The following is a 19,938-nucleotide window of genomic DNA, read 5'->3' as shown; positions in this document are numbered from 1 at the left end:
GCGGCCGGGCCATGTCCATCCTGGTGAAGTGAGATCTCAGTGAACATTCGACGGTGGAGCTTCGGCTTCCTCGCCGCCACCCTGCTCGTCCCGCCGCCTCACCACCGGCGCGGTGGCCTGGATCGGCGCGCTGGCGGCCACCGCCACGGCCGGCGCCGCCTTCGCCGCGGTCACCCGGGACCGGACGCCGGAGCCCGTCGCACCGGCGCCGTCGCGGACCTCGTCGAGCCCCGATCGCAGCGCATCCACCGCTGGCGAGCCCGGTCGATCGGTGCCGCCCGGCCCGCCGTCGCCGGGTCAACCGGCACCCGGCGCGCCGGTGCCGGACCCGCCGGTGTCCCGCCCGCCGTCGCCGGGCCCGCCGTCGAACCCTGGCCCGCCCGCCGGCCAGTTGCCCGGGCTGTGCCGTTCCTGGCAGGCGAAGAAGCCCGAACACCGGGAGTCAGCGCTACGGACGCCGGCTTTCGAGTCGTTGGTGGCCGCCGCCGGCGGCGTCGCCGAGGTCGCGGCGTACTGCCAGCGGTTGGCGCCCGAACCCAGGCCGTCCGAGCCGGCGAAGCCCAAGGCACCACCGCCGTCGGCGGGCCACCGCGCTCCCAGGTGAACGGTCGGCGCGTTTCCGTTCCGCCCTGCGCGGGAACTGCGTCTGTTAGACAGAGGTGGGTGGCGCTGGCATGGCCCCGACGGTGTCGGTGGGTGGGTTTACGGTGGCACCGTGTCCCAGAGTCGGCAGATGGAGGGGGGTCCCGACCGTTGGTGACGTCACCCGAGCTGGACCGCAGCGCCATCCTGCGCGAGTCCGGCGCCGCGAGCCGGCACCTCGCCCGGATCTGCTTCAAGACCGGCCCACCGACGCTCACCGGCGTCGAACTGGAATGGACCGTGCACGACGCCGCCGATCCCGCCCGCCCCGTCGACCCGACGCGGCTACGGGCGGCGCTGGGGCGGCACAGCCCCGCCACGCTTGATGTGACAAGCCCGGCCGAGCCGCTGCGACACGGCGGCCTGGTGACCCTCGAGCCGGGCGGCCAGTTGGAGATCTCCACCCCGCCCCGCCCCTCGGTCACCGCCTTGATCCTCGCCACCGAGGCCGACATCGCCCAGGTCACCGACCTGCTGGCCGCCGCCGGGCTGATCCTGGGCCGCAGCGGCATCGACCCACACCGACGGCCCCGCCCGGTGCTGGAAACTCCCCGCTACCGCGCGATGCGCGGCGCCTTCGACAGACACGGCGCCGCCGGCCGCACCATGATGTACAGCACCGCCGGCCTGCAGGTCTGCCTCGACGCCGGTGAGCCCGACCAGGTCCCGGCACGCTGGGCGGCCGCCCACGCGGTCGGGCCGCCACTGCTCGCGGCGTTCGCGTCGGCCAACCGGCACGCCGGGCGGCGCACCGGCTGGGCCTCCGCGCGGATGGCCGCCTGGTTGGCCATCGACCCGGCCCGCACCCGCCCGGTCTGGACGCCCGGCCGCATCGACGAGGACCCGACCGCCACCTGGATCCGGTACGTGCTGGCCGCACCCCTGCTCTGTCTGCGCCGGCACGGCCCGGACTGGACCGCACCGCCCGGCGTGACCTTCGCCGACTGGCTGGACGGCGCGCTGCCCCGCCCGCCCACCACCGACGACCTCGACTACCACGTCAGCACCCTCTTCCCGCCCGTGCGCCCGCGCGGCTACCTGGAGCTGCGCTACCTGGACGCCCAGCCCGAGCGGGGCTGGCGGCTTCCGCTGGCGGTGCTCAGCGCCCTCTTCACCGATCCGGGCACGGTGCGCGCGGCGCACGAGGTCGCCGCGCCGGTGGCGCACCGCTGGTCGGCCGCCGCCCGGCACGGCCTGGCCGATCCCGCGCTGGCCGCCGCCGCGGCGGCGCTGCTCGACCTGGCGCTGCGCACCCTGCCCCGGCTGGACCTGCCGGCCGGCATCCACGACGAGATCCAGCGCGGCGTACGACGGCGGTTGGCCGCAGCGACGAGAGGACGGGACAGGTGAACGCGAGGAGTGCACCGGGGCCGCGAGCGAAGGGCAGCGTGATGAGCGCGAGTACGACAGAACACCCCGACGGGGAGCGGCTGCGCGACCGGATCGCGGGGGAGTTGGCGCGGGCCCGGGCTCGCACGACGTTGCTGACCGAGGTGGTCGACGACGAGGATCTGCTGCGCCAGCACTCACCGCTGATGTCGCCGCTGGTCTGGGACCTCGCCCACGTGGGCAATCAGGAGGAGCTCTGGCTGGTCCGTGACGTCGGGGGCCGCGAGCCGGTCCGGTGCGACATCGACGAGCTGTACGACGCGTTCAAGCAGCCGCGACGGGACCGTCCCACGCTGCCGCTGCTGCCGCCCGCCGAGGCGCGTGCCTACCTGGGCACCGTCCGGGACAAGGTGCACGACCTGCTCGAGCGGGTGGCGTTCACCGAGCGGCCGTTGGTCGCCGACGGGTTCGCCTTCGGCATGATCGTGCAGCACGAGCAGCAGCACGACGAGACCATGCTCGCCACCCACCAGCTGCGGTCGGGGCAGGCGGTGCTGCACGCCCCGCCGCCACCCGAGCCGTCCGCCCGGGTCGCTGGCGAGGTGCTGGTGCCGGCCGGCGAGTTCACAATGGGCACCGACACCGACCCGTGGGCGCTCGACAACGAGCGCCCGGCACACCGGGTCGAGCTGCCCGCGTACGTCATCGACGCCGCCCCGGTCACCAACGGGCAGTACGCGGCCTTCATCGCCGACGGTGGCTACACCGATCCGCGCTGGTGGAGCGCGGCGGGCTGGGCACACCGGCTCCAGGAGCAGCTGAGCGCGCCGATGCACTGGCGCCGCGACGGTGCTGACTGGTCCTACCGGCGCTTCGGCAGGTGGAGCCGGGTCCGTGCCGACGAGCCGGTGGTGCACGTGTGCTTCTACGAGGCGCAGGCGTACGCGGCCTGGGCCGGCAAGCGGCTGCCGACCGAGGCGGAGTGGGAGAAGGCGGCCCGGTGGGACCCGGCGACCGGGCGGTCCCGCCGCTATCCGTGGGGGGATGACGACCCCACCGAGGCCCACGCCAACCTCGACCAGCGTCATCTGCGGCCGGCGCCGGTGGGCGCGTACCCCGGTGGTGCCTCGCCGTTGGGTGTGCACCAGCTCATCGGCGACGTCTGGGAGTGGACCTCGACCACGTTCGACGGGCATCCCGGCTTCACCGCGTTCCCCTACCGCGAATACTCGGAGGTCTTCTTCGGCGACGACTACCGGGTGCTGCGCGGTGGTTCGTTCGGCACCGACCGATCGGCCTGTCGGGGCACCTTCCGCAACTGGGACTACCCGATCCGCCGACAGATCTTCAGTGGGTTCCGCTGCGCCCGCGACGTCCGACCGGACGAGTCGTACCGGTGAGCCACCGCGCGCCCGGCGGCCCGGCGGGGACGGCGTCCTGATGTGTCGCCACCTGGCCTACCTGGGACCACAGGTCACCCTGGCCGAGGTGCTGTTCGACCCGGCGCACTCGCTCGTGCGGCAGTCCTGGGCACCGCGTGACATGCGCGGCGGCGGCACCATCAACGCCGACGGGTTCGGGGTCGGTTGGTATCCGGGCGACGGTGAGCCGGTGCGCTACCGACGGGCACAGCCGATCTGGAGCGACCCGACAATCGCCCAGCTCGCGGCGGTGACCCGCACCGGCGCGTTGCTCGCGGCGGTGCGCTCGGCCACCGTCGGGATGGCGGTGCTCGACGGCGCCGCCGCGCCGTTCGCCGAGGGCCGGTGGTTGTTCAGCCACAACGGCGTGGTCCGCGGCTGGCCGGACGCTGTGGTGCCGCTCGCCGCCGGGCTGCCGGTGCGTGACCTGCTCACCCTGGACGCCGCCACCGACTCGGCGTTGCTCTGGGCACTCGTGCGGCATCGGCTGCGCGCCGGCGACGACCCGGCCGAGGCGGTCGGGCGGACGGTGGCGGAGGTGGCCGCGGCCGCGCCCGGATCGCGGCTCAACCTGCTGCTCACCGACGGCCGCCGGGCGGTCGCCAGCGTGGCCGGCCACGCGTTGTCGGTCCGGGAGACGCCGGCTTCGGTGCTGCTCGCCTCCGAGCCGCACGACGACGACCCCGGGTGGCGGGCGGTGCCGGAGGGGCACCTCGTCACTGCCACGGCGGGCGAGGTGCGGGTACGCCCGTTGCCGATCCGGTGAGCCGCACCTGTCGAAAACCAGTTGTTGTTCGAGGAGAGAGGCAATGCGATGACCGCGGATCCGCTGGAGATCTACCTCGAGGCGGGCGACCTGGAGCGCGGCCTGCGCGACGACGTCCGGGCCGGGCTGAGCGCCGGGCAGAAGTGGCTGCCGCCGAAGTGGTTCTACGACGCCCGGGGCAGCGAGTTGTTCGAGGAGATCACCCGACTACCCGAGTACTACCCGACCCGGGCCGAGCGGGCGGTGCTGGCCGAGCGCGCTCCCGCCATCGCGGCGTTGACCAGGGCCAAGACCTTGATCGAGTTGGGTTCCGGCTCGTCGGAGAAGACCCGGCTGCTGCTTGACGCCTTCGCCCGGCACGGCGGGCTGGGCACGTTCGTTCCGCTCGACGTGTCGGTGAGCGCGCTGACGAGTTCCACGGCCCAGATCGCCGCGGACTACCCGCGCCTGCGGGTCCGGGGCATCGTGGGTGACTTCACCCGACAACTGGACCGGCTGCCCACCGGCGGCCGTCGGCTTGTGGCGTTCCTGGGCGGCACCATCGGCAACCTGCTGCCCGCCGAGCGGTCCGGGTTCCTGACGGCGATGCGCGGCGCGCTGGAGGTCGGCGACTGGCTGCTGCTCGGCACCGACCTGGTGAAGGATCCGGCGGTGATCGTGCCCGCGTACGACGACGCCGCCGGGGTCACCGCCGAGTTCAACCGCAACGTGCTGCGGGTGATCAATCGGGAGTTGGGCGCCGATTTCGACCCGGAGGCGTTCGCGCACGTGGCCCGCTGGGACCCGGCGCACGAGTGGATCGAGATGCGGTTGCGGGCGACCCGGCCGATGCGGGTACGGGTGCTGGACCTGACCGTGGACTTCGCCGCGGGGGAGGAGTTGCGCACCGAGGTCTCGGCGAAGTTCCGCCCGGCGGGGATCGCCCAGGAGTTGGCCACCGCGGGCTTCACCACTGCGGAGTTCTGGACCGACCCCGACGGGCTGTTCGGGGTCACGCTGGCGCGGGCACGGTGAGCCGGTTCACCCACCCGGGCCCGGCCCGGCGGTGATCCGCTAGGCTGATGCCGCGAAGGGGAGTAGCCCCCAATGTCGTGGTCGACATACTGGTGCGTTCCGCATCCGGCCACGCGGCCCCGGTCTTTCCGGGGCGGGCGAGACCTTCGACTCAGGCTGTTGCAGCCGGGTCGAGGGCGCCCCCGTACCTCCTCCCGGCGTGAACGGGAAGGATGTCATGGAGGGATTTTTCGCCGCGCTGGTGATCAGCTTCGGCGTCATCTTCGTCGCCGAACTGGGGGACAAGTCCCAGTTGATGGCGCTCACCTTCGCCACGCGGTTCAAACCGATCCCGGTGTTGATCGGCATCACTGTCGCCACTGCGGTGGTGCACCTGGCGTCGGTGGCCATCGGCGTGGGTCTCGGTGCGGTACTGCCCACCGACTGGATCTCCCTGGTGGCCGGTGTGGCGTTCCTCGGCTTCGGCGCGTGGACGCTGCGCGGTGACAAGCTCACCGAGGAGGAGAAGCGCAAGGCGGAGAAGACGAGCAAGACCGCGATCGTGGCGGTGTCGGTGGCGTTCTTCCTTGCCGAGTTGGGCGACAAGACGATGCTCGCGACGATCACGCTGGCCACCAAGTACGGCTGGTTCGGCACCTGGCTCGGCTCCACCGTCGGCATGGTCGCCGCCGACGCGCTGGCCATCCTGGTCGGCCGGATGCTCGGTCGGCGGCTGCCGGAGAAGGCCATCAAGTACGGTGCCGCGATCCTGTTCGCCATCTCCGGTCTCTGGCTGATCCTGGAGGCGGTGAACGAGCTGACCTGAGCATCGACTAGCTGGCCGGCGGGCGGGTAACGGCCCGAGGTGGAGCCGGCCGAGCTGTTGCGCCAGGGCGACCAGGTGTTGGTTGCCGTCGTGGAGGTGGCCGGCGCGCTTGTCATCTTCGTCGGGGCGGTCTGGGCGGCGGTGCGGTTCGTGGTCGAAGGGCTACGACACCGCACCGCCGCCCGCTTCACGCCGATCCGGCTCTCGCTGGGCCGCTTCCTCACCCTCGGGCTCGAATTCCAGTTGGCCGCGGACGTCCTGCGCACGGCGGTGTCCCCGTCGTTCAACCAGATCGGCCAACTGGCCGCGATCGCGACGATCCGAACGGCGCTCAACTACTTCCTGGGCCGGGAGATCCGTCAGGAGCAGCGGCAGGTGGCCGAGGGCGAGAGCCGACCGTGACGGGAGTGCTGATCACGGTGGTCACCGCCCTGGCGTTGGTCGCCGGCGTGGTCACCGCGCTCAGCACCGGAGCGCTGCGGTCCGCCGTCCGGGTGCTGCTGGACCTGCTGATCGCCGCCGGTCTGCTCCGGCTCGCCGGCGATCCCGGGTGGCACGCGCTGGCCGGCGCGGTGGCGATCATCGCCCTGCGTCAGCTGCTCGGGGCGGCGCTGGGCAGCGCACGGTCGTGGTCCGGGCGACAATCCCCGGCGCGCTGCGGCGGAGACGATCAGCACCTACCGTTGGCGGTGAGAGGCGAAACCGGGAAAGCGGGAGGGTGACCATGAGTCGGCACGACGAACCGAACGAGTACGGCTACGCCGGCGGCGCCACCGCTCCCGAGCCGCCGCCCGGTGGGAAGGCCGACGAGCAGGATCGCGTCGAGGCGATAGCGGTCCCGGGCGACGACCTCACCGAACCGGCCGCGGAGGCGCTTGTCGAGGAGACCGAGGACCTGCCGCCCGCCGAGCGTCGCCGCTGACCGGGCCGCCCGCCGGGTGCGCGGTTCGCCGGTCCGTGCGGCCACCACTCACCTGGCACCGACCGACGGGCCGCTGGTAGACGTCGGGCACGCCGGCGGAATCGCCGTCGCCGTTGCCGTTACCGGCTGGATCGCCGCCGGGCTCCCTGTCGCCGTTGCCGTTGCCGTTGCCGGCTGGATCGCCGCCGGGCTCCCTGTCGCCGTTGCCGTTGCCGTTGCCGGCGGGATCGCCGTTGCCGTCGCCGTCGCCGTCGCCGTCGGGCCGCTCCCACCGCGCCAGCCGGCGGTGCCTGGCGGTGCGGCGGCCGCGCACCGTGGCGGCGGTCAGCCCGGCGCAGAGCTGGGCCAGCCGCGCAGCCCTGGCCCGCCCCCGGTCCCGGCGACCGCCAGGGGGATCAGCGCCGGCAGCGGCATGCCGCCGAGGGCGGCCACCACGGGCAGCGCGGCCGACGCGGATCGCGTAGCCCACCGGCGACGAACTCCCGCTTGAGTCCAGACCCACCACGCAGAAGACCGCCCACCGGCCGTCCGCCGTCGTCCCACCGGCCACGGCCGGATCAAGGTGCCAGGGCGCAACCGCCGGGCCAGGGCGCAACCGCCGGGCCAGGGCAGTCAACCGCCGGGCCGGGTGTACGAGTCGGACCAGGGCGAGTTGCCCGGGGCGGTCGGACGGCAGGAATCCACTCGCCGACCAGGCTCACCGGCGCACCGCTGCCGACCCGGTTCCGGTTCCGGCCTGATGCCGACCGCAGGGGCCGTTCGGTCGGCATCAGAGCGGCGGTCGACTTTTCCCCCGATCTCGCCGCTGCCGAATGCCCCTCTGCCCGGTTGGTTATGCGGGGCGCACACCTGCCGACGCCAGAACTACCTAACTCCGGACATAAGCGGTAAAGCCCGCTTTAATGGTTTCACGAGTTACAGACGACCTTGGGGGTTTTCGTGAAGTTTTTTGGCGTAATCGGACCGATCCGGAGGCGCTCCTGATGGACCTGCTCCGCCAATTGCGTCACGTGCGTCGCCACTGGTGGGTCGTGCTGGTCACGGTCATGGTGGCACTGGGTGTCTCGGCGTTCCTGACCGTACGGGCACAACCCCGCTACGTCGCCTCGGTCACCTTCTTCGTCACCACCCCCAACGCCGGCGTCAGCGATGCCTACCAGGGTGGTCTCTTCCTCCAACAGCGGGTGAAGTCGTACGCCGACCTGCTCACCAGCGACCGGCTGGCGCAGAGCGTGGTGGCCGAGACCCCGGTGGGCCTCACCGCGGACGAGGTGCGTAGCCGGGTGAGCACCTCCACCGAGACCGGCACCGTCCTGCTGCGTGCCTCGGTCACCGACACCGATCAGACCCGGGCGCTGCGGGTGTCGGAGTCGCTCGCCGCGAAGTTCGTCGACCTGGTGCAGAAGGTCGAGACGACACCCGAGGGTAAGGCTCCGATCAAGATCGAGGTGGTGAGCGGCCCCCGGGTCACCGCCAACCCGGTCTCCCCGCAACCAGCACGCAATCTCACCCTCGGCGGACTGATCGGCCTGGTGCTCGGCGTCGGCCTGGCGATCCTGCGCGGCGTCGCCGACGTCCGGCTGCGGGACTCCGCCGGCCTGCAACGCGCCACCGGCAGCCCGCTGCTGGGCGAGATCCCGTTCGAGAGCAGCGCCCGCTCCGAGCCGCTCATCATCGGCGACGCGGCGACCTCGGCCCGCGCCGAGGCGGTGCGCAAGCTGCGGACGAACCTACGCTTCGTGGACGTCCACGAGCCGGCCCGGGTCATCGCCGTGACCAGCGCGCTGCAGGGCGAGGGCAAGACCACGCTCTCCTGCAACCTAGCCATCGCGCTGGCCGAGGCGGGTTGGCGGGTGTTGCTTGTCGACGCGGACCTGCGCCGGCCGAAGGTCGACGAGTACCTGGGGCTGGACGCCGGGGTCGGCCTCACCGACGTGCTCGTCGGCGACGTGAAGGTCGGCGACGTGGTGCAGCGCTGGGGCGACAAGTCGATGCTGGTGCTGCCCAGCGGGTCGGCCCCACCGAACCCGAGCGAACTGCTCGGTTCCAAGGCGATGTCGGACCTGCTGCTGGCGCTGCGGGAGTCGGCGGACATCGTGATCATCGACACCGCTCCGCTGCTCGCGGTGACCGACGGCGTGGTCGTGGCCGTGCAGGCCGACGGTGCGCTGCTGGTGAGCCAGCAGGGCCGTACGTCCCGGACCCAGGTGGCCGCGGCGGCCCGCGCACTGCACTCGGTATCGGTCCGCCTGCTCGGCTGCGTGCTGAACATGGCCAAGGTGGCCAAGGCCGAGGCGTACCAGTACGAGGCCTACCGGGTGGTCGCCACGACGCCTCCGGCGTCGGTACCGGCGGAGCGGACGATGTCCGGCCGGCACAGCGACACCGCCACCGGGGTCAACGGCGTCGCCGACCACACCCAGGAACTCACCCGGCTGCCCCGATGAGCGCGGCGAGGGGTCGCAGCGACCGTTCGATCTCCTCGGCGCAGCGTCGGAAGTCGGCGGACGTACCGCCGATCGGGTCCCGAAGGTCGTCCGCGTCCGGGGCGGCGGGTTGCAGTTGTCCCCGGGCCCGCGCGACGGCGGCGATCGCCGCCCGCAACGGGTCGTCCGCCGGCTCGGCGGGCGGCTCGGCCGCCGCGGCCAGCCGCCCGAACTGGCGCAGGGTGAACGTCCGATGTAGGGCGCTCGGCGCCAGCGCGGTGCAGATCGAGCGCTGGCGGCGGGTGGCGGTCAGCACCAGCGTCGCGTCGACGAGGTGTTCGGGTCGCAGAACCCGGGTCCGGAACGCCGACGCGGCCGCGTCGCTCTCGGTCGCCACCTCCAGGGCGTACGGGTGCATCGACAATCCGTCGAGCGCGTCGGTGCCGGCGCTGGCCACCGTGACGGGCCGGTCGGCCAGCAGCCGACGGGCCAGGTGCTCGGCCATCGGTGACCGGCACAGGTTGGCGTGGCAGACGAACAACACACGATCACCCATCGGTGCCCCTCTCGTCGGTGCGGACGCGCGCGGGCCCACCGGGCGAACGGTGCGTCGGTGCCGGCCGCGCGGGGAGGGGTTGTCGGAATCGTACGCGGGCCGTCCACCCGTTGCTCAGGGTGCCGCGCCGATCGCCGCCGATTCGCGGCGGATCGGAGCACCACAATGAAGATCGGCATTCTGTCCTACCACTTCCCGCCCGAGCCCGCGTTCATCCCCGGCAGCCTCGCCGAGGAGTTGGCCGCGCGCGGACACGAGGTCCGGGTGCTCACCGGGTTTCCGGACTACCCCGGCGGGCACGTCTATCCGGGCTGGCGACAGCGGTGGCACCACGAGACGCACAGCGAACGGCTTACCGTGCGCAGGGTGCCCCGCTACCCGGGGGGCGCCACCTCCGCGAGCGCCCGGATGGCCAGCTACCTCTCCTTCGCCGGCAGCGCGACGCTCGCCGCGCGCCGGTACTTCAACGACCTCGACGCGCTGTACGTCTTCCAACTCCCGGCCACAACGTTCGCCGCCGCCGGGGTGCTGCGGCTGCTCGGACGGGTGCCGACCGTGCTGCACGTCCAGGACGTCTGGACCCGCGACGGCGTCGACGAGGCGGGCGAGGGGGGCTGGGTGGCGCGGATGGGCAGCGCGATGACCCGGATCTACCGCTCCGCCGCGAGGATCGCGGTCGCGGCGCCGTCGATGCGGGACCTTGTCGTCGCCGCCGGCGCCGAACCGGACCGGGTCCGGCTGGTGCTCAACTGGACCGACGAGCGGATCTTCTATCCGGCGACGCCCGGCGCGGCCGCCCGTCAGCTGATCCGTCGAGACGGACGGTGCGTGGTCATGCACGCCGGCACGATCGGTCCGCGGCAGGGGCTGGAGACAGCGGTCCGGGCGGCCGCGGCGCTGGACCGGACGATTGACCTGGTCCTGGTCGGTTCCGGGTCGGCCGAGCGGCGGGTCCGCGGGCTCGCCGCCGAGTTGGGCGCGGACAACGTCCGCTTCGTGGAGCGCCGGTCGCCGGTCGACATGCCCGAGCTGTACGCCGCCGCCGACTATCAACTGGTCATGCTGCGTGACCTGCCGGAGTTGCGCGGCACGGTGCCCGGCAAGCTGCAGGCGGCGCTCTCCTGCGCCGCACCGGTGGTCGCGTCGGCCGGCGGCGACACCACCGAGCTTGTCGAACGGGTACGGGCCGGCCTGTCCTGCCCACCGGAGGACTGGGCGGCGCTGGCCGACCGGTTCTGGCTGGCCGCCACCATCCCGCCGCCGACGCGTACCGAGATGGGTCGCCGGGGGCGGGCGGCGTACCTGCGGGAGATGTCGCTGCCCGCCGGGGTGGACCGGATCGAGCGGCTGCTGCACGAGGCGGCGGGACGGGTCAGCGAGCCCGCCGGCGAGCTGAGAAGGAAATTCGCTTAAGGGGTCAAGAACCCAATAACGGTACGAAGTTCCCTGACGCGTGCTAAGAACGTCAGGGAACCGACCTTCTGTCCGGTTCTGCGAAACGGGAGTGTGGTGTGACGGAAAGCGAACGGCCGACCCGGCGGCGTAGCCGGTCCCGGCGTCGTCGGCGGGCGCGACTGCGTCGTGCCCTCCTCGGCGCACTGGTCGTCGGCTCGCTGCTGCTGGCGACCGGCGGTTGGATCGGCTTCCGCGGTTGGCAGGCGCGTACCCACCTGCTCAACGCCGCCGGCCTGGCTCGGGAGCTGAGCGCCCAGGTGGTGGGTGGGGACACCGACCGTGCCCAGCGGACGCTCGCCGCCCTACAGGAGCAGTCCCGCGCCGCTCGGTCGGCGACGGCCGATCCGAGTTGGCGAATCGGTAAGCGAACGCCGATCGCGGGCGACGATCTCGACGCCGTCCGCCGGATCGCCGTCGCCATCGACCAACTGGCCCGGGAGGCCTTTCCGACGCTGCTGCGTACGGATCTGACCAGCCTGGTGCCGACCAGCGGACGGCTGAACCTCGCCGGGCTCACCGCAGTGTCCACCGAGCTGACCGGGGTCAACGACTCGGTGCAGCGGACCCGCAGAGACCTGGCTGCGGTGCCGGCCGACCACCTGGTCAGCCAGGTCCGGCAGGCACTGACCGACCTGCGCGCCGAGATCGATCGACTGGCCAGCCTCACCACGGCCGCCGACCAGGGAGCCCGCCTCCTGCCGCCACTGCTCGGCGCGAACGGACCACGACGCTACCTGCTGGTCTCGCAGAACCTCGCCGAGCTGCGCGCCACCGGAGGCATGTTCGGCGCGTACGCGATGATCGAGGCCAACAACGGCGTGGTGAAGATGGGCAAGCAGGGCAGTAGTGCCTCGCTCGGCCGGTTCACCCCGGCGCTGAAGGTGCCGGCCGAGACCCGGGCGCTCTGGACCGACCTTCCGGGCATCTACCCCGCTGACGTCAACCTGTCGCCGCACTTCCCGACCGCCGCCACGCTGTACCGCGAGATGTTCCGGCGCTCGACGGGCATCACCGTCGACGGTGTGCTCGCCATCGACCCGGTGGTGTTGTCGTACCTGCTCAAGGCGACCGGCCCGGTACTGGTGCCCGGTGGTGTCCCGCTGGCCAGCGAGAAGGTCGTGCAGACCCTGCTCAACGACAGCTACCAGCGGCTGGGCCTACGACAGCAGGACGAGTTCTTCGCGGCGTCGGCCGCGGCGGTGTTCGACACCTTCTTCAAGAAGAATGTCAACCCTAGGGTGTTGTTGTCCGCATTTGACCGTGCTATCACTGAACGCCGGATATTGTTCTGGAGTGCCCGACCTGAGGAACAACGGACATTCGGTGCGAGCCGGATGGCCGGGACGCTTCCGGAACAGGACACCGTGCCGACCGTCGGCGTGTTCCTCAACGACGGCAGCGGCGCGAAGCTCGGCTACTACCTGCGGCCGACGGCAAACCTGACGGTCGGCGAATGCCGGCCCGACGGGCGTCGCGAGCTACGGCTGCGGGTGACCCTGCGCTCAACGGCGCCGAAGTCCGGACTTAGCGAATCCGTGCTCGGCCTCGGCATGGCTGGTGACCCGTACACCGTCCGAACCTTGGTGTCGATCTTCAGCCCGGCCGGCGGAGCGGTGCTCGAGGCCCGGCTCGACGGGGCCGAGACGGCAGTTGGCAGCGGCACCGAACGTCGCCGCCAAGTGGCGACCGCCAGCGTCGACGTCGCCCCCGGCGCCGAGAAGGCGTTGGAGGTCACCGTCCTGACGGCCAAGACCGGCGTCGGGCAGGCCGAGCTGTGGCTGACCCCCACCGCCAGCCCCTGGACCACCCAAGTTCATTCCGCACCAAGCTGTGACCAGTAGGAGGGAACCAATCATGCGGCTATCCCGCATCATCATGGCGCTCACGGTCGGTCTGGCCGTGGTGGCCGTGCCGACGGCGGCGGGGGCGGCACCGGCCCAACCGTCGCCCAGCGCGACCACTGACCCGCCCCAGCCGCCGCCGTACCCGCCAGCCGCAGCCTCACTGACCGTCAACCGGCCGACGATCTACATCGGCGAGACGGTCGTGCTGACCGGCACCGGCTTCGGCCCGAACGAGACAGTCGACATCTCCGTGACGGTCGCTCCGCTGGCCGCTCCGGCCGGCGGCCAGGCTCCGGCTCGCCGCAGCGACGGCAGCACCGTGGCGATGGCCCCGGTGGCCTACCAGGCGAGCGCGCCGCTGCACTTCACGGCGTACACCGACGCCCAGGGCCGGTTCACCAAGAGCTACAAGCCGTCGGTGACGGGTCTGCTGACCTTCACCGCCACCGGCCGGGAGTCCGGTCGTACCGCCAGCACCGAGCTGCGGGTGCTGCACAAGAAGCAGCCGCTGCCGGTCACCGGTGACAGCATCGGCACGCCCATGAAGCTCGGCGGCGGCCTGGTCGGCGCCGGAGCGGTAATGCTGCTGCTGACCCTGGCCTGGCGTCGCCGCCAGCGCCTCGGTGGAGCCGCGCACTAATCTCCACCCCACCGGGCCCGGCCCGGTACGCACCTGAGGCTGGCGCCCGTCGGAACCCTCCGACGGGCGCCAGCCTCTGTGGGCGGAGGATGTCCCGGCGCTGGGGGTGTCCGGTTCGGGATACGGGTTTCGGGGCATCGGTGTGCCGGGCCGTTACGTTCTGGGCGGTATGTCCGGGTCCGCCGGCTCCGCTGGCTGTGACCGGGTGCACCCGTGGCCCGGAATCGTGGCCGGGTCGGGGTCGTTACACACCCTGACGATCGCAGCACCACCGCCCCGCCGCCCCGCCCCCCGGGGCTGGAATGCGGGCCGAGGCCCGGTCGTTGCAGTCCCCACGAACGACCCCGCCGCGGGGGTGCCAGCCGATGGGCCGCCCCCCGGAATGACAGCGGTCCCCGGGTCGTTACACCCCCCCGGCGCCGCGAGCCCCCCGCTCGCAGGCCGCCGACCCCCCAAACTTTTCCCCCGTTTTTTGTAGCGCCGGACGAGGTGCTCACATCCGTTGCCCTCAGGCGGGTGTCCTTACCCCCGAAGGAGCTTTCCCCATGACCACGATCTTCCGTAAGAGTGTGTTGTCTGTTGCTGGTCTGGCGTTCGCCGGTGGTGTGTTCGCCGGTCCGATCGCCGCCCACGCGAACCCGGTCGATGCCAAGCCCGCCGCTGTGGCGGTGCAGACCAGTGCGCCGAAGCCGCAGGGCGACCAGTCGCGCATCGACCTGAACGGTGAGCAGACCGCGAACGTCAAGGCGATCATTGCCGCGACGAAGAAGGCGGGTCTGCCGGAGCGGGCCGCGGTGATCTCGATCGCGACGAGCCTGCAGGAGTCGAAGCTGGAGAACCTGGGTCACCTCGGTGACAGGAACGACCACGACTCGTTGGGCCTGTTCCAGCAGCGCCCGAGTTCGGGTTGGGGTACGCCGGAGCAGATCACCGACCCCGGGTACTCGACGACCGCGTTCCTCAAGGGCCTGAAGCAGGTTGACCGGTGGCAGGACATGCCGCTGACCGACGCCGCGCAGACCGTGCAGGTCTCGGCGTACCCGGACGCGTACGCCCAGTGGGAGCAGCAGGCCACCGACCTGGTCGGCCAGCACTGGAACAGCTGACCCCCACCGCACCACCCGACCGCTGGCCGGCACCCCACAACACGGGGTGCCGGCCAACGGCGTCTCCGGACTCGGCGTCGACCGTGCCTCGGGCGGGCCCGGTGTGACCCGGTCGGCGTTGACGGAGAAGCGCTGCGACGACGTGTGGGCGTGAGCGTACAGTCGGGCGGTGGAGCGTACCGAATCAATGCTGGCGCAGACCCGGCCACCTGGCGTGGCCGACGTGGATCCCGGCAGTGTGCTGTTGCCCGGCCACGACGTGCCGTTGGGTCGGTACACCACGGTGCGGCGGCTGTTGCCGCAGCGGGTCCGTCGGATGGTCGGGGCCTGGTGTTTCGTGGACCATTTCGGCCCGGACGATGTGGCGCAGCGACCCGGCATGGAGGTGCCGCCGCACCCGCACACCGGTCTGCAGACGGTGACGTGGTTGCTCGACGGTGAGATCCTGCACCGCGACAGCCTCGGCAACGTCCAGCCGATCCGGCCCGGTCAACTGAACGTGATGACCTCGGGAAACGGCATCGCCCACTCCGAGCGGTCGCCCGCCGTCCACCCGCCGGTGATGCACGGCGTGCAGCTGTGGGTGGCGCTGCCGGATCCGGCGCGGGCCGGGGCGGCAGACTTCGCGCACCACGCCGACCTGCCGCGCTGGCGCGACGGCGATCTGGATCTCACCCTGCTGGTCGGCGAGTTCGCCGGGCAGCGGTCGCCGGCGGTGGTGCATACCCCGCTGGTCGGCGTGCAGCTGGAATTGAACGGCGAGGCGCCGACGACGCTGGCGCTGCGGCCCGACTTCGAGTACGCAGTGCTGGCGATGTCCGGCGCCGCCGAGGCCGCCGAGGTGGGGTTCGAGCCGGGGGAGCTGCTCTATCTGGGCTCCGGCCGCCGCGAGCTGACGGTGCGCGGCGGTGCCGGGGCCCGGTTGCTGCTGCTGGGCGGTGCGCCGTTCGAGGAGCCGCTGGTGATGTGGTGGAACTTCGTCGGCCGCTCGCACGAGGAGATCGCCGCCGCCCGGGCGGACTGGATGGCTGGGGACGGACGGTTCGGCGTGGTCGCCGACGATGCGGCGCCACCGCTGCCCGCGCCCGCCCTGCCCACCACCCGCCTCAAGGCCCGCGACCGCTCCGGCGGCCTGCACGGCTGACGCCGCCCCACGGCGGACGCCCCACCGGCCCGCGCGCCACGGCTGACGCCCGCGCACGCGCGCCGGGTGTGACCGACGGTCGCGGGGGTAGTCGCCGGCATGCCGACCAGTCTGATCATGCCCGTGGCGGACCGGAAGCGCCTGGCACGCCGCCTTGCCGGCAGCGGGCGGGGCTTCGCCGAGCAGTACGGCTTTCGGGTGACGAACAACCCGGCGAGCCTGTTTCAGGTGCTCTACCTGGCGGTGCTGCTGGCCCGTCGGGGTGACTTCCGGCGGGCGTTGGACGGGGCGCGGGCGTTGCGCGACGAGGGCTGGGACAGCGCCGCTCGGCTGGCTCGTGCGCTGCCCGGGGACCTGGTCCGGGTGCTGCGCGCCGGTGGCCAGCGGGGCGACGTGGACGCGCTGGCCGATGTGTTGGGTGACCTGGCCCGCTCTGTGGTCGAGCGGTACCGGGGTGATCTGCGCCGCTTGCGGGCGGTGGCGCGGCACGACCCGGTCCGGGAGCGGGCGCTTCTGGCCGAGCTTCCGGGCGTGGACGGTCAGGTCGTCGAGTTGTTTCTCCGCGAGGCGCAGGCGCTGTGGCGGGAGGTGGCTCCGGTCGCCGACCGCCGGGCATTGGCCGCGGCCCGTCGGCTCGGCCTCGGCCGGTCGGCGGACGACCTGGCCGGCTTGGCCAGCGGCGAGTCGGAGCAGCTGGCCTGGCTGGTGGGGGCGCTGGCCCGGGTCGACCTGGAGCACCGGTACGCGGAGGTGACCGGCCGGCAGTGACGTGCCCTGGCCCACACTTCCCCAAATTCTGACCAAACGGAGGATGTTCTGTCGTATGGTTGGTCCCGGCAGTGCTGACCGCTCGGTTCGGGCGGGCATCCACCGCCTGGTGATCGCGACCGGTTCGGACGCGGTTCACCGCCTGGGCAGGCTTGCGTGGCGCCCTGGGTCGCGGTTCGTGACCAGGGGCGCCCGCCTGTCCCGGCCCTTCGTTCCGCCCGCCCCCGTGCCAACCCCGGGGCCGGCGCACCCCACTCAGCGGGCCAGACCGGCCAACAGGTTCACGGTCACCGCGATGATGAAGGCGCCGAACAGGTACGACACCATCGAATGCCGCAGCACGGTGCGACGCATCTCGTTGCTCGTCAGGTTGGTGTCGGAGACCTGGAACGTCGTGCCGATGGTGAACGCCACGTACGCGAAGTCGGAGTAGCGGGGCGGCTCGGCCTGGTTGAAGTTCACCCCGCCGTCCGGGCCCGTGTAGTAGATCCGGGCGTACCGGGCGGCGAACACGGTGTGCACCACGAACCAGGAGAGCACCACACTGAGTACGCCGAGGCCGCCGTGCGCCTCCCGGCTGAGCCCGGGTGGCGCGCTCTGGGCGCTGGCCACCACCAGCCCGACGGCCAGCAGACTGGCCAGGCAGGCGACGAGCAGCAGCGCGTCGCGGATCGCCCGGTTCGGGTCCTCGTGTACGGCCAGCCGGGCGGTCCGCTCGGCGTCCATCGGCCAGAGCTTGTGCCAGACCAGCACGAGCCAACTCAGCGCGCCCACGTCCCAGCCGGCGAGCGCGGCGAGCGGGAGGGGCAGCAGCAGCGCGAAGAGGCAGCCGGCGATGACGCCGACCACTGCCACCACGGCGAGTTGCGCCGCTGCCGGGAAGCCTACGTCCGGCGGTCGGGAGGGTCGGGATGCCGGGCCGGGCTGGGTCATCGGCGACGTCCCGGTGTCGCAGCCGTGGCCGTCACCGTCGGGTCAGATGCCGCGCAGATGCTGCGAGACCCGGTTGTGCGTCTTGTCCCGGGCCTGCTCGGCGCGCTGCGCGGGCCCCACCTCGGGCGCGGCCTCGATGCCTGCCGACCGGGCCACCTCGGTGTCGTTGGCGTAGTCCACCGGCGGCAGGGCCCGCAACGCCTTCAGCACGTCCGGCGGGGCGCCCTCCCGTTCGGCCTCGCGGACCACGTCGTCCTTCGCGGCCGGGTAGTCCAGGCTCGACAGGTACTGCAGGACGTCGGCGTAGCTCGCCATGGCGTGGGCTCCCTCGGGGCATCGATGTGGTCACGACCGGCGGCGGTTACCCGTCCGCCGGCCGGTCACGCCCGACCGGCGGAGGAATCCCGGCGCCGTTTCCGCCTCCCCGCCGCGGGTACCCGCAGGCGCCGACGCGAGCCGAGGGAGTACGCGATGAACTACGACACCTTCGTCGATCAGGTTTCCCACCGCACCGCGACGTCCTCGGAGCGGGCGGTCGAGTTGACCCGTGCCGTTCTGGAGACGTTCGGGGAGCGGCTGACCGGTGGTGAGGTCCTGGACCTGGCCGCCCAACTGCCGCAGCCGCTGCAACTGGTGCTCAAGCCGAGCCCGAGCACCGAGCAGGCGGACCGGTTCGGGGCGGCCGAGTTCGTGGCCCGGGTGGCGTTGCGCGCGGGCGTGCGGGAGCCGGCCGCGCGGGACGCGGCGCGGGCGGTCTTCACCACCCTGCGGGAGGCGATCACCGGTGGTGAGTTCGATGATGTGGTCACCCAGCTGCCGCGTGACTACCGGGGTCTGGTGGAGCCGGCGATGGCGCCGGGGGCGACGCTGCGCCGGGGTTGACCGGGGCGCACACAGCTGTTTACCAGGGCAACCATTGATGTCCCGCTTGGCGTGGAGATCCGGCCTGGCCTAACCTTGTCGTGCGAGGGGAGTACTTCCCACGAACCATTCCGGTCAGTACGGCGCGCCCGGCGCGCCTCGGGTGGTTGCCCATCAGGTGATGGGTGAAGGAGACCTCGAACATGACGGTGTTCGAGGAGACCCCAATGAGCGAATTGTCGTACCTGTCCGCCGCCAGCGACCTGTCGTCGGTGGGCACACCCACGCTGTGGGCGGTCACGATCATCGGCGTGATCCTGCTGCTGGTGCTGGACTTCCTGGTCACCCGTCGCCCGCACGAGGTGTCCATGCGGGAGGCCATCGGCTGGTCGGCGTTCTACATCGCGTTGCCGCTGGCGTTCGGCGGCTGGCTCTGGTCGCGCTACGGCTCACAGCAGGGCGTGGAATACCTGACCGGTTACCTGGTGGAGAAGTCGCTCTCCGTCGACAACCTCTTCGTCTTCATGCTGCTGCTTGCCGCGTTCGCGGTGCCGGCCGTGCTCGCCCAGCGGGTGCTGCTCTACGGCATCGCCGGCGCGTTGGTGCTGCGGGCCGTCTTCATCGCCCTCGGCGCTGCGGCGTTGCAGACTCTCGACTTCGCCTTCCTGCTCTTCGCGATCATCCTCGTCGCCACGGCGGTGAAGCTGCTGCGCGACGCCCTGTCCGGGCACCAGCAGGAAGTCGACATCAACAAGATGCGGTCGGTGCGACTGCTGCGCAAGGTCATGCCGGTGGTCGACGAATACCACGGCACCAGGATGACCGTCCGGCAGGGCGCGAAGCGGGCGCTCACCCCGTTCGCCCTGGTGGTGGTCGCGGTGCTGGCCACCGACATCGTCTTCGCCGTCGACTCGGTGCCGGCGGTCTACGGCATCACCGAGGACCCGTACCTGGTCTTCGCCACAAACGCGTTCGCCCTGCTCGGCCTGCGGGCGCTCTACTTCGTCCTGCACGCGGCGCTGAGCCGGCTGGTGCACCTCAGCTACGGCCTGGCCGTCATCCTGGCGTTCATCGGCCTCAAGCTCGGTCTGCACTGGGCGCACGGGATCTGGGCCGGCGTGCCGCAGATCCCCACCCTGGCCTCGCTCGGCGTGATCATCGGGGTGCTGGTGGTGGTCACCGTGACCAGCCTGCGCGCCACTCGGGGCGGTGACCTGCCCGAGGACCGCCAGGTCGTCGCGGAACGGCACTGACCGCGCCGGGCCACGACAACCCGGAGGTACGGCGGAAAGCTCCCGTCCCCACC

Annotated in this window: 22 protein-coding genes and 1 pseudogene; 17 read left to right on the top strand and 6 right to left on the bottom strand. The window is 72.2% G+C overall.

Going from position 1 to position 19,938, the window contains the following annotated elements; all coding sequences use genetic code 11:
* Positions 1-36 precede the first annotated feature (36 nt).
* Positions 37-249 (bottom strand): hypothetical protein, encoded by a 213-nt coding sequence (locus AB0B85_RS15570; protein WP_357407646.1) that lies wholly within the window; start codon positions 247-249, stop codon positions 37-39.
* 48 nt (positions 250-297) lie between these two features.
* A complete protein-coding gene (locus tag AB0B85_RS15565) occupies positions 298-564 on the bottom strand; it encodes a hypothetical protein (protein WP_357407644.1) in 267 nt (88 codons plus the stop codon).
* Between the two features lie 189 nt (positions 565-753).
* Between AB0B85_RS15565 and egtA the strand changes: the two genes are divergently transcribed.
* From egtA to AB0B85_RS15525, 8 genes are all read left to right on the top strand, one after another.
* Positions 754-1,992, top strand: coding sequence for an ergothioneine biosynthesis glutamate--cysteine ligase EgtA (gene egtA / locus AB0B85_RS15560; RefSeq protein ID WP_357407642.1), 1,239 nt, complete (start codon positions 754-756; stop codon positions 1,990-1,992).
* Positions 1,993-2,033: 41 nt separating this feature from the next.
* On the top strand, positions 2,034-3,371 hold the full coding sequence (egtB, locus tag AB0B85_RS15555; protein ID WP_357407640.1) for an ergothioneine biosynthesis protein EgtB: 1,338 nt from the start codon (positions 2,034-2,036) through the stop codon (positions 3,369-3,371).
* Between the two features lie 40 nt (positions 3,372-3,411).
* Entirely contained in the window at positions 3,412-4,158 is a 747-nt protein-coding gene (egtC, locus tag AB0B85_RS15550; RefSeq protein WP_357407638.1) for an ergothioneine biosynthesis protein EgtC, read from the top strand.
* A gap of 48 nt (positions 4,159-4,206) precedes the next feature.
* Positions 4,207-5,172, top strand: a complete 966-nt coding sequence (gene egtD / locus AB0B85_RS15545) for an L-histidine N(alpha)-methyltransferase (protein WP_357407636.1) — start codon at positions 4,207-4,209, stop codon at positions 5,170-5,172.
* Positions 5,173-5,389: 217 nt separating this feature from the next.
* A complete protein-coding gene (locus AB0B85_RS15540; RefSeq protein WP_357407634.1) occupies positions 5,390-5,977 on the top strand; it encodes a TMEM165/GDT1 family protein in 588 nt (195 codons plus the stop codon).
* Positions 5,978-6,016: 39 nt separating this feature from the next.
* A complete protein-coding gene (locus AB0B85_RS15535) occupies positions 6,017-6,379 on the top strand; it encodes a DUF1622 domain-containing protein (protein WP_357407632.1) in 363 nt (120 codons plus the stop codon).
* 5 nt (positions 6,380-6,384) lie between these two features.
* Positions 6,385-6,699 (top strand): hypothetical protein, encoded by a 315-nt coding sequence (locus AB0B85_RS15530; RefSeq protein ID WP_357407630.1) that lies wholly within the window; start codon positions 6,385-6,387, stop codon positions 6,697-6,699.
* Positions 6,700-6,701: 2 nt separating this feature from the next.
* Positions 6,702-6,899 (top strand): hypothetical protein, encoded by a 198-nt coding sequence (locus AB0B85_RS15525; protein ID WP_357407628.1) that lies wholly within the window; start codon positions 6,702-6,704, stop codon positions 6,897-6,899.
* A gap of 345 nt (positions 6,900-7,244) precedes the next feature.
* Here AB0B85_RS15525 and AB0B85_RS15520 read toward each other — a convergent pair.
* Positions 7,245-7,553 (bottom strand): annotated as a pseudogene (locus AB0B85_RS15520) (Na+/H+ antiporter NhaA); the annotation flags it as partial.
* A gap of 329 nt (positions 7,554-7,882) precedes the next feature.
* Between AB0B85_RS15520 and AB0B85_RS15515 the strand changes: the two are divergent.
* Positions 7,883-9,346: a polysaccharide biosynthesis tyrosine autokinase gene (locus AB0B85_RS15515; RefSeq protein WP_357407626.1), complete on the top strand. Its 1,464-nt coding sequence runs from the start codon at positions 7,883-7,885 to the stop codon at positions 9,344-9,346.
* On the opposite strand, the gene AB0B85_RS15510 is transcribed toward AB0B85_RS15515, so the two are convergent.
* Positions 9,327-9,881 (bottom strand): low molecular weight phosphatase family protein, encoded by a 555-nt coding sequence (locus AB0B85_RS15510; RefSeq protein ID WP_357407624.1) that lies wholly within the window; start codon positions 9,879-9,881, stop codon positions 9,327-9,329. The two genes, AB0B85_RS15515 and AB0B85_RS15510, sit on opposite strands and share 20 nt — an antisense overlap.
* Positions 9,882-10,046: 165 nt before the next feature.
* Here AB0B85_RS15510 and AB0B85_RS15505 point away from each other — a divergent pair, with 165 nt between their 5' ends.
* The 6 genes from AB0B85_RS15505 to AB0B85_RS15480 all read left to right on the top strand — a co-directional run bounded on the left by AB0B85_RS15505 (position 10,047) and on the right by AB0B85_RS15480 (position 16,838).
* A complete protein-coding gene (locus tag AB0B85_RS15505; RefSeq protein ID WP_357407622.1) occupies positions 10,047-11,294 on the top strand; it encodes a glycosyltransferase family 4 protein in 1,248 nt (415 codons plus the stop codon).
* Between the two features lie 98 nt (positions 11,295-11,392).
* Entirely contained in the window at positions 11,393-13,177 is a 1,785-nt protein-coding gene (locus AB0B85_RS15500; RefSeq protein ID WP_357407620.1) for a DUF4012 domain-containing protein, read from the top strand.
* A gap of 13 nt (positions 13,178-13,190) precedes the next feature.
* Positions 13,191-13,820 carry a hypothetical protein gene (locus tag AB0B85_RS15495; protein ID WP_357407618.1) on the top strand — a complete coding sequence of 210 codons (630 nt, stop codon included), beginning with the start codon at positions 13,191-13,193 and terminating at the stop codon, positions 13,818-13,820.
* Positions 13,821-14,365: 545 nt separating this feature from the next.
* Entirely contained in the window at positions 14,366-14,926 is a 561-nt protein-coding gene (locus AB0B85_RS15490; RefSeq protein ID WP_357407616.1) for a hypothetical protein, read from the top strand.
* 169 nt (positions 14,927-15,095) lie between these two features.
* On the top strand, positions 15,096-16,070 hold the full coding sequence (locus tag AB0B85_RS15485; protein ID WP_357407614.1) for a pirin family protein: 975 nt from the start codon (positions 15,096-15,098) through the stop codon (positions 16,068-16,070).
* A 99-nt stretch (positions 16,071-16,169) separates the two neighbouring features.
* Complete coding sequence (locus tag AB0B85_RS15480) at positions 16,170-16,838, top strand: hypothetical protein (protein ID WP_357407612.1); 669 nt, start codon at positions 16,170-16,172, stop codon at positions 16,836-16,838.
* 255 nt (positions 16,839-17,093) lie between these two features.
* Here AB0B85_RS15480 and AB0B85_RS15475 read toward each other — a convergent pair whose 3' ends face one another.
* Positions 17,094-17,771 (bottom strand): DUF1345 domain-containing protein, encoded by a 678-nt coding sequence (locus AB0B85_RS15475; protein WP_357407610.1) that lies wholly within the window; start codon positions 17,769-17,771, stop codon positions 17,094-17,096.
* Between the two features lie 42 nt (positions 17,772-17,813).
* A complete protein-coding gene (locus AB0B85_RS15470; protein ID WP_357407608.1) occupies positions 17,814-18,086 on the bottom strand; it encodes a DUF2795 domain-containing protein in 273 nt (90 codons plus the stop codon).
* 156 nt (positions 18,087-18,242) lie between these two features.
* Between AB0B85_RS15470 and AB0B85_RS15465 the strand changes: the two genes are divergently transcribed.
* Both AB0B85_RS15465 and AB0B85_RS15460 read left to right on the top strand, forming a co-directional pair.
* A complete protein-coding gene (locus AB0B85_RS15465) occupies positions 18,243-18,653 on the top strand; it encodes a DUF2267 domain-containing protein (RefSeq protein ID WP_357407606.1) in 411 nt (136 codons plus the stop codon).
* Positions 18,654-18,859: 206 nt separating this feature from the next.
* The gene (locus tag AB0B85_RS15460; RefSeq protein ID WP_357407604.1) at positions 18,860-19,885 is read left to right on the top strand and encodes a TerC/Alx family metal homeostasis membrane protein; all 1,026 of its coding nucleotides are present in this window, start codon (positions 18,860-18,862) and stop codon (positions 19,883-19,885) included.
* Positions 19,886-19,938: the final 53 nt, after the last annotated feature.

This window comes from Micromonospora sp. NPDC049044 (genome assembly GCF_040649215.1).
In the GTDB taxonomy this organism is placed as follows: Bacteria; Actinomycetota; Actinomycetes; order Mycobacteriales; family Micromonosporaceae; genus Micromonospora.
This window is presented reverse-complemented; position numbering and strand designations above follow the sequence as displayed.

Excerpts from the sequence above, each read along its gene's own strand:
- egtB (WP_357407640.1), top strand. The coding sequence starts at position 2,034 with ATGAGCGCGAGTACGACAGAACACCCCGACGGGGAGCGGCTGCGCGAC.
- egtC (WP_357407638.1), top strand. The coding sequence starts at position 3,412 with ATGTGTCGCCACCTGGCCTACCTGGGACCACAGGTCACCCTGGCCGAG.
- egtD (WP_357407636.1), top strand. The coding sequence starts at position 4,207 with ATGACCGCGGATCCGCTGGAGATCTACCTCGAGGCGGGCGACCTGGAG.
- AB0B85_RS15540 (WP_357407634.1), top strand. The coding sequence starts at position 5,390 with ATGGAGGGATTTTTCGCCGCGCTGGTGATCAGCTTCGGCGTCATCTTC.
- AB0B85_RS15525 (WP_357407628.1), top strand. The coding sequence starts at position 6,702 with ATGAGTCGGCACGACGAACCGAACGAGTACGGCTACGCCGGCGGCGCC.
- AB0B85_RS15515 (WP_357407626.1), top strand. The coding sequence starts at position 7,883 with ATGGACCTGCTCCGCCAATTGCGTCACGTGCGTCGCCACTGGTGGGTC.
- AB0B85_RS15510 (WP_357407624.1), bottom strand. The coding sequence starts at position 9,881 with ATGGGTGATCGTGTGTTGTTCGTCTGCCACGCCAACCTGTGCCGGTCA.
- AB0B85_RS15505 (WP_357407622.1), top strand. The coding sequence starts at position 10,047 with ATGAAGATCGGCATTCTGTCCTACCACTTCCCGCCCGAGCCCGCGTTC.
- AB0B85_RS15495 (WP_357407618.1), top strand. The coding sequence starts at position 13,191 with ATGCGGCTATCCCGCATCATCATGGCGCTCACGGTCGGTCTGGCCGTG.
- AB0B85_RS15490 (WP_357407616.1), top strand. The coding sequence starts at position 14,366 with ATGACCACGATCTTCCGTAAGAGTGTGTTGTCTGTTGCTGGTCTGGCG.
- AB0B85_RS15480 (WP_357407612.1), top strand. The coding sequence starts at position 16,170 with ATGCCGACCAGTCTGATCATGCCCGTGGCGGACCGGAAGCGCCTGGCA.
- AB0B85_RS15475 (WP_357407610.1), bottom strand. The coding sequence starts at position 17,771 with ATGACCCAGCCCGGCCCGGCATCCCGACCCTCCCGACCGCCGGACGTA.
- AB0B85_RS15470 (WP_357407608.1), bottom strand. The coding sequence starts at position 18,086 with ATGGCGAGCTACGCCGACGTCCTGCAGTACCTGTCGAGCCTGGACTAC.
- AB0B85_RS15465 (WP_357407606.1), top strand. The coding sequence starts at position 18,243 with ATGAACTACGACACCTTCGTCGATCAGGTTTCCCACCGCACCGCGACG.
- AB0B85_RS15460 (WP_357407604.1), top strand. The coding sequence starts at position 18,860 with ATGAGCGAATTGTCGTACCTGTCCGCCGCCAGCGACCTGTCGTCGGTG.